This window comes from Salinispora fenicalii (assembly GCF_000514815.1).
GTDB lineage: Bacteria > Actinomycetota > Actinomycetes > Mycobacteriales > Micromonosporaceae > Micromonospora > Micromonospora fenicalii.
This window is the reverse complement of record NZ_AZWQ01000021.1, coordinates 1-16,103: the sequence shown is the minus strand read 5'-3', so window position 1 is coordinate 16,103 and position 16,103 is coordinate 1. Positions and strand designations below refer to the sequence as shown.

Below are 16,103 nucleotides of genomic sequence, written 5' to 3'. Positions count from 1 at the left end.
CGGCGGGGGCTGATCCAGCGGTTGGCTGCGGGTTACTCGCTCAGAACAAGACGGTGGCCAGGGTGCCCACCGGGCGGAAGCCGCAGCGCTCGTAGACCCGCCGGGCGGCCTGGTTGAAGTCGTTGACGTAGAGGCTAACCGTGGGCGCACAGCGGTGCAGCGCGTCCCGGACGACGGCGGCCATCGCCGCCGCGGCGATCCCCCGACCCCGCCACTCGGGGGCCACCCAGACCCCCTGCACCTGGGCGGTGCGCCGGGTCACCACCGCCAGTTCGGCCTTGAAGACGACCTCGCCGTCAACGAAGCGGACGTACGCCCGACCGGCCCGAACCAGGTCCTGGACCCGACGGTAGTAACCGCGCCCGGCGTCCTCGGTCAACGGCGAGACCCCGACCTCCTCGGTGTACATGGCCACGGCGGCCGGGAAGAGCCGATCCACCTCGTTGCGGCGTACGTGGCGCACCTGCGGGTCCGGGGCCACAGCGGGCACGGTGTCGGTGGCGAGCAAGGGCTGGTTGGGGCGGACGTCGCGGGCCGGGCCCCAGGTCGAGGCGAGCCGTTCCCAGAGGCCGAGCACCGCGTCGGCCCGGCCGACGATCGACGAGCAGAGCCGCTCCTGCCCGGCGAGCAGGTCGGCGTAGGCGGCGATCGCCGGCTCGGTCGCGAGCACCGGGGTGAGGTTGCCGCCCAGCCAGCAGACGGATTCCAGGTTTCGACGGGGGCCGTAGCCGAGGACCCGGCCCTCGGACCGCCACCAGCCGAGCCCGCGCGCGGCGACCCGCTCGGCGACCTGTGCGCCCGCGTACGGGTCGAGGTCGAGCAGTTGCTCAACTGCGCGACGCTCCGATTCCCCGAGTTGCCGTACCGGCGTCGTCAGCACGGTTTTCAGCCTGCCAGATCAACGGAGCCGGCGTTGGCCGACCGGGTCACCCGGGTCGGTCAACTGCTCGAACTCCGACAACCGACGCTGGATGCCCAGCACGTTCACGTCGTACAGGTCGACTAGTCACGTCGATGTTCTTAAATGATGCCGCCGTTGGCTCGCACGACCTGTCCGTTAATCCAGTGACCGGGCCCGGCCAGGAAGGCGACGACCTCGGCCGCGTCCTCCGGGGTGCCGAGGCGCTCCAGCGGTGGCTGGGCCTCCAGTCGGGCGATCGTGGCCTCGTCCTTGCCCTGAAGAAACAGTTCGGTCGCAGTCGGACCGGGCGCGACCGCGTTGACGGTGATGTTCCGACCGCGCAGTTCCCGAGCCAGGATCAGCGTCAACGCCTCCACGGCACCCTTGCTCGCGCTGTAGGCCCCGTACTCGGGGAAGGCCAGCCCGACGACGGAACTGGAAAAGGTGATCACCGCACCACCGTCGCGAACCCGCCGGGCGGCCTGCTGCGCCACCACGAACGTGCCACGGATGTTCGTCCGGTGCATGTCGTCGAGCTCGGCCAGATCAAGATCGGCAATCGGGGACAGGCGCATCCGCGCTGCCGCGTGCACGACCACGTCGACTCCGCCGAACCTGTTCTCGGCCGTATCGAATACGGCGTCCACCGCCTGCTCGTCAGCCACATCCACGCCGACGGCGACCGCGGCTCCACCGCTCGCGGTGATCTCCTCGACTACCGTATCCGCGGCGGGCCGGTTTGCCGTGTAGCCAACGACGACGGCGAACCCGTCCTCGGCCAGCCGCATGGCGGCCCGGCTTCCGATACCGCCCGAACCTCCGGTCACGAGGGCCACGCGGGCACCGACCGCCTCACCCGTGCTGGTTGCCATGTCCGTTCCTCTTTCTCTCAGCCCACGAGCCGGGGCCGAGGGTCGGGGAGACCGGTCAGCGCCGGCCCGTCGCGTACGTCCTCTACCGTGCTCTAGCACGCGAAACGGAACCAGGTGCCCGTTACCCGGGGGTTGCCGTCCCCTGGCTAACCCCCGGGTGCAGGGTCAGACTGAACAGGTGAACACTGCTGAACTGGGCGTCTTCCTGCGGACCCGGCGGGCGCGGATCACCCCTGCCGAGGTGGGTTTGCCGGCCGGGCCCCGTCGGCGGGTGCCCGGACTACGCCGCGACGAGGTCGCCCACCTCGCTGGTGCGTCAGTGGACTACTACGTCGAGCTCGAACGCGGTCGCGGCGCGCAGCCGTCGCCCCAGATGCTTGCCGCGCTGGCGCGGGCGTTGCGGCTGGACGCCGACGAACGCGACTACCTGTTCCACCTCGCGGGCCGACCGGCTCCAGCCACCGGTGGCGGGACCGAACACGTGCCACCGGCGTTGCTCGCGCTGCTGGACCGGCTGGACACCACACCGGCGCAGATCATCACCGACCTACACGAGACCGTCGTGCAGAATCCGCTCGCGGTGGCGCTCCTGGGACGCCAGCCCGCCGCCACCGGCCCGGCCGCCAGCCTCGTCTACCGCTGGTTCACCGATCCACGTAGCCGATCCATCTACCCGCCCGAGGACCATCCGCATCACTCCAGGGTCCTCGTCGCGGATCTGCGGGCCGCGGTCGCCCGCCGCCATCACGACCAGCGGGCCACCGACATGGTCACCCGCCTCCGGCGAAGCAGTCCCGACTTCGCCGCCCTCTGGGACACCGGCGACGTGGCCGTCCGCCGGGGTGAACGCAAACGTATCGTCCATCCCACCCTGGGTGTGATCGACGTCAACTGCCAGAACCTGCTCAGCGAGGATGGTCGGCAACGCCTGTTGTTCTTCACCGCGCCGGCCGGCAGTCCCGCCGTCGAGCAGCTGCGACTGCTCGCCGTCATCGGTGTCCAGGACCTCGTCGAGGGTGTTCCGGACCTCGTCGGGCACCCGCCCGCGCCCGCCGACACCTGAGAGCCCTCCGCCCCGAAGGGCCGATCAGTGCACGGTCACGGTGGCGCTGCCGGCCAGGCTCCGCAACTCCTCGGGGAGTTCGGCGCCCATCTCCTCGGCGAGGCGAAGCGCCTCCTCGATGAGGGTTTCCACGATCTGACCCTCCGGGACGGTCTTGATGACCTGGCCCTTGACGAAGATCTGGCCCTTGCCGTTGCCGGAGGCCACCCCCAGGTCGGCCTCCCGGGCCTCACCGGGGCCGTTGACGACGCAGCCCATCACGGCGACCCGCAGCGGCACCGGCAGCCCCTCCAGGCCGGCGGTGACCTCCTCGGCGAGCTTGTACACGTCGACCTGGGCCCGGCCGCAGGACGGGCAGGAGACGATCTCCAGACCGCGCTCGCGCAGGCCGAGTGACTCCAGGATCGCGGCGCCGACCTTGATCTCCTCCACCGGTGGGGCGGAGAGCGACACCCGGATGGTGTCCCCGATCCCCTCGGCGAGCAGCGCGCCGAAGGCCACCGCCGACTTGATGGTGCCCTGGAACGCCGGCCCTGCCTCGGTGACCCCGAGGTGCAGCGGGTAGTCGCACGCCTCGGCGAGTTGCCGGTAGGCCCGGACCATCACCACCGGGTCGTTGTGCTTCACCGAAATCTTGATGTCTCGGAAGCCGTGCTCCTCGAAGAGCGAGCACTCCCAGAGCGCCGACTCGACCAGCGCCTCCGCGGTCGCCTTACCGTGCTTGGCCAGCAGTCGCTTGTCCAGCGAGCCGGCGTTCACACCGATCCGGATCGGTACGCCCGCGTCGCCGGCGGCCTTCGCGATCTCCTTGACCTTGTCGTCGAACTGCCGGATGTTGCCCGGGTTCACCCGTACCGCCGCGCAGCCCGCCTCGATCGCGGCGAAGACGTACCGGGGCTGGAAGTGGATGTCGGCGATCACCGGGAGCTGCGACTTGCGGGCGATCGCCGGCAACGCCTCGACGTCGTCCTGGCTGGGTACGGCGACCCGGACGATCTGGCAGCCGGCGGCGGTCAGCTCGGCGATCTGCTGCAGCGTGGCGTTCACGTCGGCGGTGAGCGTGGTGGTCATCGACTGCACCGACACCGGTGCGCCCCCACCGACCGGCACCGAACCGACCATGATCTTGCGGCTCGTGCGACGGGGCGCGAGCGGCGGCGGCGGTACGGCGGGGATACCGAGACTGACAGCGGTCACTTCAGGCACTCACCTTGTGAAGAGCGTGATCGGGTTGACGACGTCCGCGGTGACGGTCAGCAGCGTGAACGCGCCACCGATCAGGATCACCGCGTACGTCACGGGCATCAGCTTGAGATAGTCGACCCGGCCCGGGTCGGGGCGGCGCAGCCCGGCGTAGACCCAGGAGCGGGCGCGCTCGAACCAGGCGATGGCGATGTGCCCGCCGTCCAGCGGCAGCAGCGGCAGCAGGTTGAACACGCCGATGAAGAAGTTCAGCGAGACGAAGAGCATGAAGAAGAGCAGCCAGGCGTCGTTCTCCACCGCCTCGCCGCCGATCCGGCTCGCGCCGACCACGCTGATCGGGGTGTCCACGTCCCGCTCGCCACCGGTGATCGCCGTCCAGAGCGCCGGGACCTTCTGCGGGATCCGCTTCATCGCCTCGTACGTGTTCACCGCCATGGTGCCGGTGAACTCGGCGGTGCCGCCGATGGCGCCGATCGGACCGTACTCGATCCGACTGGGGGTGCTGGGGATGAGCCCGACGCCGAGCGCGGCGACCGGCCCGACGGTGCCCTCCGGGTCGTCCAGCGGCGGGCGTTGGGTCTGCCCGAGCGTCACGGTCGTGCTGCCCGGCTGGTCGTCGCGCAGGTAGTCGACCTGCGCCGGCTGCCCCGGCTGCTGGGCGCGCAGGGCGACGAGCAGGTCACCGTAGCTGGTGACGGGGGTGCCGTTGACCGCGGTGATCTGGTCGCCGTCGCGCAGCTCGCCCTGCGCGGCCGGGCTGGCCGGGTCGGCGTCGGTGCAGGCGCGGGCCTCGTTCTCCGGGACGACGCAGCTCGCGAGTTGGATGACCGCCGGTTCCTGCCGGACCTGCGCCAGGGTGCTCGGGAAGTTCGGGTTGGGCAGGCCGGCGGTGATCGCGATGATCCAGAGCGCGATCAGGGCCAGCGCGAAGTGCGTGATCGAGCCGGCGGACATCACGATCGTCCGCTTCCAGACCGGGAACCGCCACATCGCCCGCGGCTGGTCGGCCGGGTCGACGTCGTCGTCCTGCGGGGTCATCCCGACGATCTTGCAGAAGCCGCCGAGCGGAATGCCCTTGAGGCCGTACTCCGTCTCACCCCGCTTGAACGACCAGAGGGTCGGGCCGAAGCCGACGAAGTAGCGGGTCACCTTCATGCCGAAGGCCTTCGCCGTCAGCAGGTGCCCCGCTTCGTGCAGACTCACCGAGATCAGGATGGCGAGGGCGAAGAGCGTCACCCCGAGCAGGTAGGCCATCAAGCTCCTTCCACTGACTTCTCGATGATTGTCTGCGCGTGCCCGCGCGCCCACGACTCGGCCGCGAGCACGTCCTCGACGGTACCTGGTTCACCGAAGTCGGGTGCCTCGGCCAGCACCTGCTCCAGGGTGTCGACGATGCCGAGGAACGGCAGCCGTCCGGCGACGAACGCCGCGACACACTCCTCGTTGGCCGCGTTGTAGATCGCCGGCCGGCAGCACCCGGCCTCGCCGGCCGCCTTGGCGAGCGCGACCGCCGGGAACGCGTCGTCATCCAGCGGTGCGAACTCCCAGGTGTGACTGGTTGTCCAGTCAACGGCGGGGGCGGCGTCGGCGACCCGGTCCGGCCAACCGAGGCCGAGCGCGATCGGCAGCCGCATGTCCGGCGGACTGGCCTGGGCGATGGTGGAGCCGTCCACGAACTCGACCATCGAGTGGATCACCGAGGTCGGGTGGACCAGCACGGTGATGTCGGCGTACGGCACGTCGAAGAGCTCGTGCGCCTCGATCACCTCCAACGCCTTGTTCACCATCGTGGCGGAGTTGATCGTGACGACCGGCCCCATGTTCCAAGTCGGGTGGGCGAGCGCCTGCTCCGGCGTGACCTGGGTCAACTCGTCGCGCCGCCGCCCCCGGAACGGGCCGCCGCTGGCGGTGACGAGCAACCGGCGTACCTCGGGACGGGACCCGGAGCGCAGGCACTGGGCGAGCGCGGTGTGCTCGGAGTCGACCGGGACGATCTGCCCCGGTCGGGTCACCGCGGCCCGCACCAGGGGGCCGCCGGCCACCAGCGACTCCTTGTTGGCCAGGGCGAGGGTACGTCCGGCGCGCAGCGCGGCCAGGGTCGGCGCGAGCCCGAGCGAGCCGACCACCCCGTTGAGCACCACGTCGCTACGCCACTGGGCCAGCTCGCTCATCGCGTCCGGCCCGGCGATGATCTTCGGCAGCTTGACCTCGCCCCGGGCCCAGCCACGGCGGCTCGCCTCCGCGTAGAAGGCGAGCTGGAGATCCTGCGCGGCGGACGCCCGCGCCACGCCGACCGCCTCCACGCCGAGCTCGAGGGCCTGCTCAGCAAGCAACCCGACGTTGCCACCACCGGCGCCGAGCGCCACCACCCGGAACCGGTCCGGGTTACGGCGCACGATGTCGATGGCCTGGGTGCCGATCGAACCGGTGGAGCCGAGCAACACGACGTCGCGGGGAGAAGTCACCCCGCCATTGTTCCCCAGCCGATTCGGCGCCCGCCGGGAGCCTCAGCCGACGCGCCGAAGGCCGGTGCCGGCACCCCGTCGGGCGCCTAAACCGCTCCGCCGCAGACCGGCGCCGGCATCCTGGCCGACACCGGTCAGCAGCAGCTCAGAGCTGGTGGTCGCGCTCCCCGGCCGGGACGGCGGCGACGAACCGGGCCCAGGCCGCCGAGTCGAAGCTCAGCGCCGGCCCCGGCCGGTCCTTGCTGTCCCGTACGCCGACAACGCCTTCCCATGCGCCGACAGCCCCGTCTCCTGTGCCGACAGCCCCGTCTCGTGCGCTGACAACGCCGTCTCCTGTGCCGACAGCGCTATTCCGTGCGCCGGCCGGGGCGGCGAACGCCGCCACCTCGACGCAGTTTCCCTCGCCACCGGATCGGGACGACTTACGCCACACCCCGTCACGCCTCATCGGTCATCTCCCTCGCAATCGCCGCGATCAACTCACGGGACTCGGCAACACCCCGCGTTCGCTCGCTGAGCGAGCGCCAGGCGTCCTCGTAGGTCTGGATCTCGTGGGCCTTGTCAAGGTAGGCCGCCCCGCACGGCCCGTCCATATAGATGGTGGTCGGCTCCGGCTCCCGCACGTCGGTCGGGAACTCCAGCATGGTGAAGGTGCCCGCCTGCGCCCAGCGGAACACCCCGGCGCTCAGCGGCAGCACCCGGAGGCCGACGTTGTGCCGCTCCCCGGTGACGAGCAGTGCCTCGAGTTGGCGCACCATCGCCGACCGGTCGCGCAGCGGCCGTCGCAGCACCGCCTCGTTCAGCACCACGTCGAGCTGGGGCGCCCGGGGGATCGCCCGAGCCAACAACCGCTGCCGGTGCAGGCGGACCTCCACCTTCGCCTGGCGCTCCGCCGCACTGAGCTGCGGGTGATCGGTGGCGATCACCTCGGTCATGTACTCCACGGTCTGCAACAAGCCCGGTACAAGGTTGACCTCATAGTGTCGGATCCGGGTCGCGGCGGCTTCCAGGCCAACGAAGAGCTTGAACCAGTCCTTGATCGCCGAGCCGTAGCTGTGCCACCAGCCGTGCGCCTTGGTCTCCCGGGCCAGCGCCCGCATCGTCTCGATCGTCTCCCGGGCCGCCCCGTAGACCCGGCACATTGCCTCCACATCGTTGGGATGCATGGGGACCTGGCCAGTCTCGTACCGCCAGATCCGCGGCGCCGACCACTCCAGTTCCTTCGCGGCGGCCGACACCGTGACATACGCGTTTTCTCGAAGCTCTCTCAGATATCTCCCGAGTTGCCTACGCGGAACGGTGCTCCCCGAATCGTCCACGCCATCTCCTTTACTGTCGTCGCGTTAGGCACCTCATCCCTTGGTCCGCATCCTCTCGCGAGGCATTGCATCAATCCAGAGTTGCAATAAATCTTGTCTGGGACGGCCACATATTGGCGGCGGTCACCCGGGGCGGGCGCCTCCCTCCACCTCATCCAGGTGCCCGCCCCGGCCTCGACAGCAACCAGAAGGAGTACCCATGGAGACCATCGGCGATGGTTCGGTCGCGTGCCCGAAGGCGGCCCAGCGATGATCTACCCGAGCGAGGACCGGCTGCGCGCGTACCAGCTCCGCAGCGCCATCTTTGACGTCCGCCGACGGGGCCTCGACCCGAAGCAGGTGCACGAGTACCTGAGCCGGATCGCCGACGAGATCGACCGGCTGCACCGCGATCTGACCACCGCGAACACCGAGGCAGAACGGATCCGACAGGCCCTGCGCCAGTGGCAGTCCCGGCACACCGATTGCTGCCACCACACCGACGCGCCGAACGCTACCGACGCGCCACGGGCTACCGACGCGCCGCACGCTACCGACGCAACCCACGCTCGCCGGATGGGGAACACCAGCACGTATCGCGCTCCCGGCACAGCCAACAGCGGGTAGCGCGGATGGCCGCGCGCTGGGTACTGCACCTGCCCACCACACTCACCAACCAGGACGATGCGGTCCGCCTCGCCACGGCGCTCCGCGACTCCCTCGCCCACGTCACTGTCCTCGACTTCGGCGAAACCACGCTCAGCGAGGAGGACCGCCAGCCGCTGCGGAGCCGGGTCTGGTGTGATATCCGGCTCGATGGAGCAGGCCGCTGCCGCCACCGCGCTAATCACGCCGGGCCCTGCGGTGACGCCGCAGACCGATGCGACTTGAGCCGTTGATACCGCTGGGGCCGCCAGCTTTAGGATTCGGCGTGGAGCAATAGAACGCGCGATCGCACCATAGTCGACAATGCCCCCACATTGCCTACCACGGCCGCTCGCCACGCGGTCGCCCGGAGACCCGGTACCACCAGCAGGAATGTCAGTGGATTCGGACAAATCCTGCACCATGCAAGGCATCCCGAAAGCAAGGCGTACACGAAGAGTTGAGTTGGTATTTGTTTCATACTGGTTAATGCTTACGGCACAGTCGGTTCTCGATTGATCATCCGCAGCACCAGAGGTGCACCACCATGATCGGCACCCGCAGCGTCTTCAAGACGTTCCAGGGGTATCCCTGCCCGCGATGACCCCCGGAGTACCGTCTCCGCCATGAGCACCGAAGCAACCTCGGCAGCTGCGGCCCGATACGTCGCCGTCACCTTCGACTGCCCCGACCCGATCGCGCTGGCACGCTTCTACAGCACCGCTCTCGGCCTGCCCATCACCTACTCCTCCGACGAGTTCGCCCTCCTCGGCGAGGAGGGCGTTCCCGGACTCGGCTTCAGTCGGCTGGCCGGATACACGCCTCCCACCTGGCCGGACCCATCCCAGGAGAAGCAGGCTCACCTCGACCTGGCCGTTGACGACCTCGACGCTGCCCAAACCCGGCTACTCGCCCTGGGCGCCACCGAGCCCCCAACCCAGCCACAGCCGGATCGCTGGCGAGTGCTGCTGGACCCCGCCGGTCACCCGTTCTGCATCACCACCGGCGTCTGAGTGAGCTCCACTCCGCCCCGACCGGGCATGATCCAGCACCACCCACCGTCGACCAGGAGGAACCACCAGTCACCCGCAGATCACCCGTGCTGACCGGGCCGGGTCAGCGCACACTCCTGGCGAAGACCGTGCGGGCCAGATCATCGGGCGCAGAGCTCGCCTCGGCGACCAGTTCCCCGGCCGCGGACCAGATGCCCGAGCGGCCGGACGTTCGGGCGAAGCCGCCACCGGTCGGACCGGCGAAGGCCGCCGTGGCCACCCAGATACCGTGATCGGCGGCGACCCGACGGGCCCGCTCGCCGTGCAGCTCGGCCTCGTCCTCGGCGTGGACGACCCCGGCCACGTAGCCGTCGATCCCGAGCGCGACCGTCTGCGCGGCGTGCTCGGGGACGCCGGTATCGCGGCAGACGGCGAGCCCCAGCCGCCACCCGTCCACGTCGATCACGGCCGGCTCGCCGGGGACGAAGTGGAGAGCTTCCGGACCGTGCAGGTGGACCTTCCGGTAGGCCACCCGCGCGCCCTCCCCGTCCACCGCCAGCACGCCGATGCTCGGACCCGGCACCGGGGCACCGACGAGCGCGAGCGCCCCGATGTCGGCACAGGCGTTGACGATGGGGGTCAGCCGTTCGTCGCTGGGAGCGACCGGCGCCGCGTCCAGCTCGTAGCCGGTCAGCGACAGCTCGGGAAACACCACCACCCGCGCGTCCGCCGCCCGGACGGCCTCCGCGTGCGCCTCCGCGTTGACCAACACGTCGTACGCGACGCATCGTGGCTGTGCCACCGCGATGCGCAACGGCTGCCCCATCACGTCTCCCCTCTCCGCCTCGCCTAGCCCTTGCGGGTGAGCGCGGCGAGTGCGCCCTGGATCGCGGCCTCCACCCCTTCCTTTCCCAGGCCGAGGCCGGTGAGCACACCGTCGCCGTCCTCCTCCTCAAGCAGGGCTAGCAAGATGTGCTCGGTACCGATGTAATTGTGGCCGAGGCGAAGCCCCTCCCGGAAGGTGAGCTCCAGCACCTTCTTGCCTCGTGCGTCGTACGGGATCAGGTCCGGGACCTGCGCGACGCGCGGCGGTAGGGTCGCCGCGACCGCGTCCCGGAGCCGGTCCAGGGACACCCCGCGCGCCTTGATCAGCTGCGGGGCGAGCGCATCCAGATCGACCAGCAGACCCAACGCCAGGTGCGCCGGACCAATCTCGGCGTTTCCAGCGGCGCGCGCCTCCTCCTGGGAGGCGACGACGACGTTGCGAGCCCGGGTGGTGAAGCGGCTGAAGCCGCCATCCGACTCCAGCGCCGCAGCCGTCGCCACCTTCGCCGCCGAACGCTTCTGGGCGGCCTGCTTGCTGACGCCCATGCTGCGGCCGATCTCGGTCCACGAGGCGCCCGAGCGTCGGGCCTGATCGACGAAGTGACCGATCAGATGGTCGGCCACCTCGCCGAGGTGGTCCCCGGCCAGGACCGCGTCGGCGAGTTGGTCCAGTGCGCTGGTGTGCGCCTGCTTGATGTGGTCGATCAGCTCGTCGAGGCGTACCGGGTGGGTAATCATCAATGGTTCAGGCATGCGTCAACCATAAGTTGACGCATGGCCATCGTCAACCACAAGTTGACGCTCACCCAGAATCCCCGCGACCGCCGCCCTTCGATGAACCACCAGCCACAGTAGATTGCACGTGTAGATACCGCGTGCATATAGTCCGGAACGTGGATAACACGACGACCCTCCTCGGCCTCCTGGGCACCGGTGCGAGCTATGGCTACGACCTGAAAGGCCGGTACGACCGCTGGTTCGGGCTGAAGAAACCACTGGCTTTCGGGCAGGTCTACACCACCCTGACCCGGCTGATGCGCAACGGCTGGATCGTGGCGATCGGCGCTGAGGCCGGCGCCGGCCCCGAGCGCAAGCGCTACGGGATCACCCCCGCCGGCCGTGCCCGGGTGCTGGAGTGGATCTTCACTCCTGAGGTGCCGTCGGAGACCCTGCAGAGCGACCTCTTCGCCAAGACAATCATCGCGCTACTCCTCGGCGACGATGCCGGCCGACTGCTGGACCTGCAACGAAGCCGGCACATGGCGCGGATGCGGGAGTTGACCAACGAGAAGCGGGGAGCGGGCCTCGCCGTCGTCCTCGCCTGCGACCACGCCCTGTTCCACATCGAGGCGGACCTGCGCTGGATCGACCTGACCGCGGCCCGCCTCTCCCAGCTACAAGCCGAAGTTAAAAAGTGAACAAGGTGAACGCGCCCGCACCGCCATTCTTGGCAGCGAACTACGCCTGTCGTATCCGCCCATGACCCAGGCCGACCGCGAGGGCACCCGGTGGCGAACCTGGGCCGACCGCTACGCCAACCTCGGCCACCTGGCCGTGCTCGTGGCCACCCTGATCTCCGCGGTCTCCCTCACCGTCTCCAGCATCGCCGCCATCCTGGACCGCAAACGGGTACTCGGCCTGCTCCGCCTCATGGGAATGCCCGCATTGACGGTACGTTGCGTCATCGTCGCCGAAGCAGCCCTGCCGCTCGCCACGGTCTTCGCACTCTGCGTCGGGCTCGGGATCCTCAGCGCCTGGTGCATCGTCGCCGGCCTCACCGAAGGCGAACGAACGATCACCTGGCTACCTCCGTCCTACTACCTGATCCTCGCCACGAGCCTCGCGCTCGCCGCGACCGCGGTGATCGCCACCTTCCGTACGGCGCGCACGAGCACCACCATCGAAGCGATCCGGATCGGATAGGTGTCCACTGTCGGCCCGCCCGGCCGGGTAGACAGACTAACGTCACCATTGGTGGTCGGGCATGGACGGAGTGCCACCGTCCGACTAGCCTGAGGCCGAGCAGGCGGAACAACATCCACTTCTGCGAGGTGACGATCGCCATGCCAGAGACTGCCTCGATCACTACGCCAGGGACTTCCTCGACCACCCCCTCAGGGACTTCCTCGACCGCTACGTCAGTGCCTGCCTCCGGCGACCTCGCCGACGTCGAGTTTCCCGTCGCACGCGGATGCCCCTTCAGCACACCCGCCGAATACGAACAGATCAGGGAACACTCCCCGATCACCAAGGTCCGCCTGACGAACGGCGGCGATGCATGGTGGATCGCCGGGCACGAGCTGGGACGCGCTGTCCTGGCCGACCGGCGATTCTCCTCCGACCGCCGCAGGGACAACTTCCCGTTCGTCAGCACCGACCCGGAGACAAGGAAACAGTTGCAGGACCAGCCCACCTCCATGCTCGGCATGGATGGCGCCGAGCACGCGCAGGCGCGGCGGGCCCTGATGGGCGAGTTTACCGTCCGGCGGATGGCCGGGCTACGGCCACGGATCCAGCAGATCGTCGACCAGCACATCGACGAGATGTTGTCTTCGGAGCAACGCTCCGCCGACTTGGTCGAAGCGCTGTCGCTGCCGGTGCCATCGCTGGTCATCTGCGAGCTACTCGGCGTCCCCTACGCTGACCACGACTTCTTCCAGGCGCACAGCGGCCCCCTGGTCCGGCACAACACACCACCGGAGGTCCGGGCCCGCATCCAGCGGGAACTGAACACCTACCTCGGCGCGCTGATCGACCGTAAGGTCACCGACCCCACCGACGACCTGCTCGGCCGGCAGATCGCCAAGCAACGCGCGGCCGGCACCTTCGACCGCACGAGCCTGGTCAGTATGGCCTTCCTCCTGCTCATCGCCGGTCACGAAACCACCGCGAACATGATCTCCCTCGGCGTCGTGGGGCTACTCCAAAACCCCGACCAGCTAGCCATGATCAAAGAGGACCCGGAGAAGACGCCGCCGGCCGTCGAGGAACTACTGCGCTACTTCACCATCGCCGACACGGTCACCGCCCGGGTGGCCACCGAGGACGTACAACTCGGCGGCACCACCATCAACGCCGGCGACGGAGTCGTCATCTCCGGGCTGGCCGCCGACCACGATCCGACGGTCTTCACCGACCCAGACCGGATCGACCTCGAACGCGGCGCGCGCCACCACGTCGCCTTCGGCTTCGGCCCACACCAGTGCATCGGCCAAACCCTGGCCCGCATGGAACTGCAAATCGTCTTCGACACCCTGTTCCGCCGCATCCCCACCCTCCGCCTGGCGGCACCGCTCGACGACATCCCGTTCAAGTCCGACGCGTTCGTCTACGGCGCCGAAAAACTCCCCGTCGCCTGGTAACGGAGGACCACATGCGAATCGAGGCAAACACCGACGTCTGTATCGGGGCCGGCCAGTGCGTCCTAACCGACCCGACCGTGTTCGACCAGCATGACGACGGCATCGTCATGCTCATCACCAAACACCCCGAAGGCGAAGCCGCACAACGCGCTCGCGAGGCCGTCGAACTCTGCCCATCAGGCGCGCTCTCCCTGATTGAGGAACCGGGCGACAGTTAGTGCCGTCTGCGGCTGTCTCGCAAGCAGCCCTGTCTCACATCCGGCGGTAACAGAGGGCGGCGACCAGGTTCTCCGATGGACGATCAATTACGAGCGGGCCGCTAATCTCATCTGAACTCTGGCCGCCCTACCGACCTCACATGCTTGCCCTCGTCCGTCACGTCGTCGATCACCAGCGGCAGCAACCCTGAGAACACCATCTTCGTAAGATCATCGATCTCGCACACAAGGTCTCAACGACATCGACCACCTTCCGTCACCACCGAAAGTGAGAAAGAACGAGATCTACGCAGTCCCCGTCAAAGGACTTAGCTCCACGGCCAGCGGAGGCACATACTTCTTTCTGATGATTGATCTCGTCTGCGCGCGACAACGTCCACTGCCTCGGTGGAGCAGTGAAGCAGTAGCGCACCGCGACCACCGCCGCGATGCGGGTGGCGCAGATTCGGCCCGGTATCCCCTTTGGCCCTGGAGATTTAATCTCAACTACCATCAGGGCTACTCGCCAGCCCTAGGCGGCGGACGAGCAGGTCTTGCACAGCACCCGTATCCACGAACTGCTCGCTTAATACTCTTCGGCCCAAGTTGTCAGAATCGGCAAGAACCGCATGCAGGAGGTGTGCGCTGCCCAAAGCAGCCCCATTACCAGAAGATACCATAAGTCGTGCTGCTTCGGCGGCCCGCACAGCAGCCACAGTCCATGGTGGGTTTTTCGAGCTACTTCGCCAGCTTCGACGCCGCTGCGGTGATGCAATTTCTCCTACTTGAAGATTAGACGCGGCGGCCAAAATAGTAGCTTCTCGGTCAATCCCAAAGTGCCGTAGCACGAAGTCACAGGATTGCATGTATCCGGCTGTTGGACAGAGCCCGCTTGTCATCATCTCCTCCTCAAGAACCAAGACAGCCAGGATGAGGTGAATCAATGTTGTTCGGTCGTGTCCCAAGCGAACCGTTTCCGCGATGGCCTCGTCCTCCAGGAGGAAAAGCACGGGATTTGTTTGAGCCACTAATCGGAGGACGCTGGCCGCCGCCCTCCCCTTCAGAGTAGCTGTCCGCCGACGATTCTCTCGACCTGGCTGAATAAGGACACCGACTCGATTGAGCATCTCCACAAGCGCTTGACGCGGTGGACTCCCACCAGGAACCGGCCAGGTCCGTTGTGCCACCTCGGTCAAAAGATCAAGATCCACCCCTTGCTTACGGACAAAATTGTTCGCCGCGTTAGCCGAATCCGCCAGGAGCGCCTCCAGCAAGTGGTCGGCTCCCACCCATGGCGCATCGCGTGCCTCAGCAATCGCCATCGCTAGACGTACGGCCACTCCAACTTCATCATCCCAACGAGGCAAACTTGATGAAGCCTCTGCCGCCGCCCAGCCGAACGCCCTCCAGTGCACTTCCCTCATGGTCCGGTCTAGCCTCAACTCCGCATCCACCGAGAGAGGAGTACGACTGATGCCACCACCCTGAACGAAATCACGGCCAGCGCTTTCGACACGGACTGGATTCAGCACTTTACGAAATCCGGGAAAATTGTTCATCGTGCTGATCAGTACAGTATCAGTCCCAATCACCGACTGACGGAGCGCCGGGGCTGCGCGACACGCCCCATGCAGCACCCAATAGAAATCGCGACCTATCTCTACCGACACCGGTCATCTCCGCACATCCGCCAACCTTCTCCGATCACTTACGGCGATGTTTGCCTTTGTAGTTATCGGGCGCTCGATGCATTGTTGGATACCCTCCACCGAATTCCTGAAATGCCTCCCTATCATAGGATAAACCGTATATGGTACTGCCAACGACGTCCATCGCCCCAACAGATACAGAATCTTGCGGCAGGGCACCGAGCACCTTTTTGGGAAACTTATCGTACCATTTTACACCAGCCCCCTCACTGACTCCAGCAACTGCGTGCTTAAATGGAATGCGATTTACACCCGTATGATGCCTAAGGTGCTTCGGCTCATAATCAGGACCTTGTTGGGATTCACCTTCTGACCGACGCTTTCCGCAATTGTGTACGAGTACCGGTTTGTCAGCGGCCCCACATAGTACGTGTGGCATTCTCACGGCCAGCACGGAGAGTGACCTACGATGGCATGTCGTTGACCTGGGCTTTCATCGAGCGCAACCGTGTCGGCCCTCGGCACAGGACCTGGTTGACGGCAACAGTGACGGCAACACGGACAGACACCAGCACACGCCACGGCAGGCCGCCAGGAGCGTCCCAGTTGGGCGTCCTCGACACCCTCTTCT

General features: G+C 67.6%; 16 protein-coding genes and 2 pseudogenes. 8 read left to right on the top strand and 10 right to left on the bottom strand.

Annotated elements, in window-relative coordinates:
• Positions 1 to 40: 40 nt before the first annotated feature.
• Together B116_RS0111125 and B116_RS0111115 are read right to left on the bottom strand one after the other, a co-directional pair.
• Entirely contained in the window at positions 41 to 880 is an 840-nt protein-coding gene (locus tag B116_RS0111125; RefSeq protein WP_018722086.1) for a GNAT family N-acetyltransferase, read from the bottom strand.
• 140 nt (positions 881 to 1,020) lie between these two features.
• Positions 1,021 to 1,773, bottom strand: a complete 753-nt coding sequence (locus tag B116_RS0111115) for an SDR family oxidoreductase (RefSeq protein ID WP_018722088.1) — start codon at positions 1,771 to 1,773, stop codon at positions 1,021 to 1,023.
• Positions 1,774 to 1,951: 178 nt separating this feature from the next.
• Here B116_RS0111115 and B116_RS0111110 point away from each other — a divergent pair, with 178 nt between their 5' ends.
• Positions 1,952 to 2,836 (top strand): MmyB family transcriptional regulator, encoded by an 885-nt coding sequence (locus B116_RS0111110; RefSeq protein WP_027660131.1) that lies wholly within the window; start codon positions 1,952 to 1,954, stop codon positions 2,834 to 2,836.
• A 24-nt stretch (positions 2,837 to 2,860) separates the two neighbouring features.
• On the opposite strand, the gene ispG is transcribed toward B116_RS0111110, so the two are convergent.
• The 5 genes from ispG to B116_RS0111085 all read right to left on the bottom strand — a co-directional run bounded on the left by ispG (position 2,861) and on the right by B116_RS0111085 (position 7,823).
• Entirely contained in the window at positions 2,861 to 4,033 is a 1,173-nt protein-coding gene (ispG, locus tag B116_RS0111105; protein ID WP_018722090.1) for a flavodoxin-dependent (E)-4-hydroxy-3-methylbut-2-enyl-diphosphate synthase, read from the bottom strand.
• A gap of 9 nt (positions 4,034 to 4,042) precedes the next feature.
• A complete protein-coding gene (locus B116_RS0111100; protein WP_018722091.1) occupies positions 4,043 to 5,293 on the bottom strand; it encodes a M50 family metallopeptidase in 1,251 nt (416 codons plus the stop codon).
• The gene (dxr, locus tag B116_RS0111095; protein ID WP_027660130.1) at positions 5,293 to 6,504 is read right to left on the bottom strand and encodes a 1-deoxy-D-xylulose-5-phosphate reductoisomerase; all 1,212 of its coding nucleotides are present in this window, start codon (positions 6,502 to 6,504) and stop codon (positions 5,293 to 5,295) included. The genes B116_RS0111100 and dxr overlap by 1 nt, the downstream gene beginning before the upstream one ends.
• 145 nt (positions 6,505 to 6,649) lie before the next feature.
• On the bottom strand, positions 6,650 to 6,937 hold the full coding sequence (locus B116_RS0111090; protein ID WP_027660129.1) for a DUF397 domain-containing protein: 288 nt from the start codon (positions 6,935 to 6,937) through the stop codon (positions 6,650 to 6,652).
• Between the two features lie 4 nt (positions 6,938 to 6,941).
• The gene (locus B116_RS0111085; protein WP_027660128.1) at positions 6,942 to 7,823 is read right to left on the bottom strand and encodes a helix-turn-helix domain-containing protein; all 882 of its coding nucleotides are present in this window, start codon (positions 7,821 to 7,823) and stop codon (positions 6,942 to 6,944) included.
• A gap of 249 nt (positions 7,824 to 8,072) precedes the next feature.
• Between B116_RS0111085 and B116_RS28255 the strand changes: the two are divergent.
• From B116_RS28255 to B116_RS0111070, 3 genes and pseudogenes are all read left to right on the top strand, one after another.
• A pseudogene (locus B116_RS28255) lies at positions 8,073 to 8,324 on the top strand (DivIVA domain-containing protein); the annotation flags it as partial.
• A gap of 110 nt (positions 8,325 to 8,434) precedes the next feature.
• The gene (locus B116_RS0111075; RefSeq protein ID WP_027660127.1) at positions 8,435 to 8,701 is read left to right on the top strand and encodes a hypothetical protein; all 267 of its coding nucleotides are present in this window, start codon (positions 8,435 to 8,437) and stop codon (positions 8,699 to 8,701) included.
• Positions 8,702 to 9,073: 372 nt separating this feature from the next.
• Positions 9,074 to 9,460 (top strand): VOC family protein, encoded by a 387-nt coding sequence (locus B116_RS0111070; RefSeq protein WP_018722096.1) that lies wholly within the window; start codon positions 9,074 to 9,076, stop codon positions 9,458 to 9,460.
• Between the two features lie 103 nt (positions 9,461 to 9,563).
• Here B116_RS0111070 and B116_RS0111065 read toward each other — a convergent pair whose 3' ends face one another.
• Together B116_RS0111065 and B116_RS0111060 are read right to left on the bottom strand one after the other, a co-directional pair.
• Positions 9,564 to 10,265, bottom strand: a complete 702-nt coding sequence (locus tag B116_RS0111065; protein ID WP_027660126.1) for a carbon-nitrogen hydrolase family protein — start codon at positions 10,263 to 10,265, stop codon at positions 9,564 to 9,566.
• Positions 10,266 to 10,288: 23 nt separating this feature from the next.
• Positions 10,289 to 11,017, bottom strand: a complete 729-nt coding sequence (locus B116_RS0111060) for a Clp protease N-terminal domain-containing protein (RefSeq protein ID WP_027660125.1) — start codon at positions 11,015 to 11,017, stop codon at positions 10,289 to 10,291.
• A gap of 140 nt (positions 11,018 to 11,157) precedes the next feature.
• Here B116_RS0111060 and B116_RS0111055 point away from each other — a divergent pair, with 140 nt between their 5' ends.
• The 4 genes and pseudogenes from B116_RS0111055 to B116_RS0111040 all read left to right on the top strand — a co-directional run bounded on the left by B116_RS0111055 (position 11,158) and on the right by B116_RS0111040 (position 13,844).
• Entirely contained in the window at positions 11,158 to 11,682 is a 525-nt protein-coding gene (locus tag B116_RS0111055; RefSeq protein ID WP_018253657.1) for a PadR family transcriptional regulator, read from the top strand.
• 7 nt (positions 11,683 to 11,689) lie between these two features.
• Positions 11,690 to 12,187: pseudogene (locus B116_RS0111050) on the top strand (FtsX-like permease family protein); the annotation flags it as partial.
• A 140-nt stretch (positions 12,188 to 12,327) separates the two neighbouring features.
• Positions 12,328 to 13,626: a cytochrome P450 gene (locus B116_RS0111045; protein WP_027660123.1), complete on the top strand. Its 1,299-nt coding sequence runs from the start codon at positions 12,328 to 12,330 to the stop codon at positions 13,624 to 13,626.
• 11 nt (positions 13,627 to 13,637) lie between these two features.
• On the top strand, positions 13,638 to 13,844 hold the full coding sequence (locus B116_RS0111040; protein ID WP_018722102.1) for a (4Fe-4S)-binding protein: 207 nt from the start codon (positions 13,638 to 13,640) through the stop codon (positions 13,842 to 13,844).
• A gap of 482 nt (positions 13,845 to 14,326) precedes the next feature.
• Here B116_RS0111040 and B116_RS26580 read toward each other — a convergent pair whose 3' ends face one another.
• On the bottom strand, positions 14,327 to 15,382 hold the full coding sequence (locus B116_RS26580) for a Clp protease N-terminal domain-containing protein (RefSeq protein ID WP_155255743.1): 1,056 nt from the start codon (positions 15,380 to 15,382) through the stop codon (positions 14,327 to 14,329).
• Between the last annotated feature and the right edge of the window lie 721 nt (positions 15,383 to 16,103).

Excerpts from the sequence above, each read along its gene's own strand:
- B116_RS0111115 (WP_018722088.1), bottom strand. The coding sequence starts at position 1,773 with ATGGCAACCAGCACGGGTGAGGCGGTCGGTGCCCGCGTGGCCCTCGTG.
- B116_RS0111100 (WP_018722091.1), bottom strand. The coding sequence starts at position 5,293 with ATGGCCTACCTGCTCGGGGTGACGCTCTTCGCCCTCGCCATCCTGATC.
- B116_RS0111075 (WP_027660127.1), top strand. The coding sequence starts at position 8,435 with ATGGCCGCGCGCTGGGTACTGCACCTGCCCACCACACTCACCAACCAG.
- B116_RS0111070 (WP_018722096.1), top strand. The coding sequence starts at position 9,074 with ATGAGCACCGAAGCAACCTCGGCAGCTGCGGCCCGATACGTCGCCGTC.
- B116_RS0111065 (WP_027660126.1), bottom strand. The coding sequence starts at position 10,265 with ATGGGGCAGCCGTTGCGCATCGCGGTGGCACAGCCACGATGCGTCGCG.
- B116_RS0111060 (WP_027660125.1), bottom strand. The coding sequence starts at position 11,017 with ATGCCTGAACCATTGATGATTACCCACCCGGTACGCCTCGACGAGCTG.
- B116_RS0111045 (WP_027660123.1), top strand. The coding sequence starts at position 12,328 with ATGCCAGAGACTGCCTCGATCACTACGCCAGGGACTTCCTCGACCACC.
- B116_RS0111040 (WP_018722102.1), top strand. The coding sequence starts at position 13,638 with ATGCGAATCGAGGCAAACACCGACGTCTGTATCGGGGCCGGCCAGTGC.
- B116_RS26580 (WP_155255743.1), bottom strand. The coding sequence starts at position 15,382 with ATGAACAATTTTCCCGGATTTCGTAAAGTGCTGAATCCAGTCCGTGTC.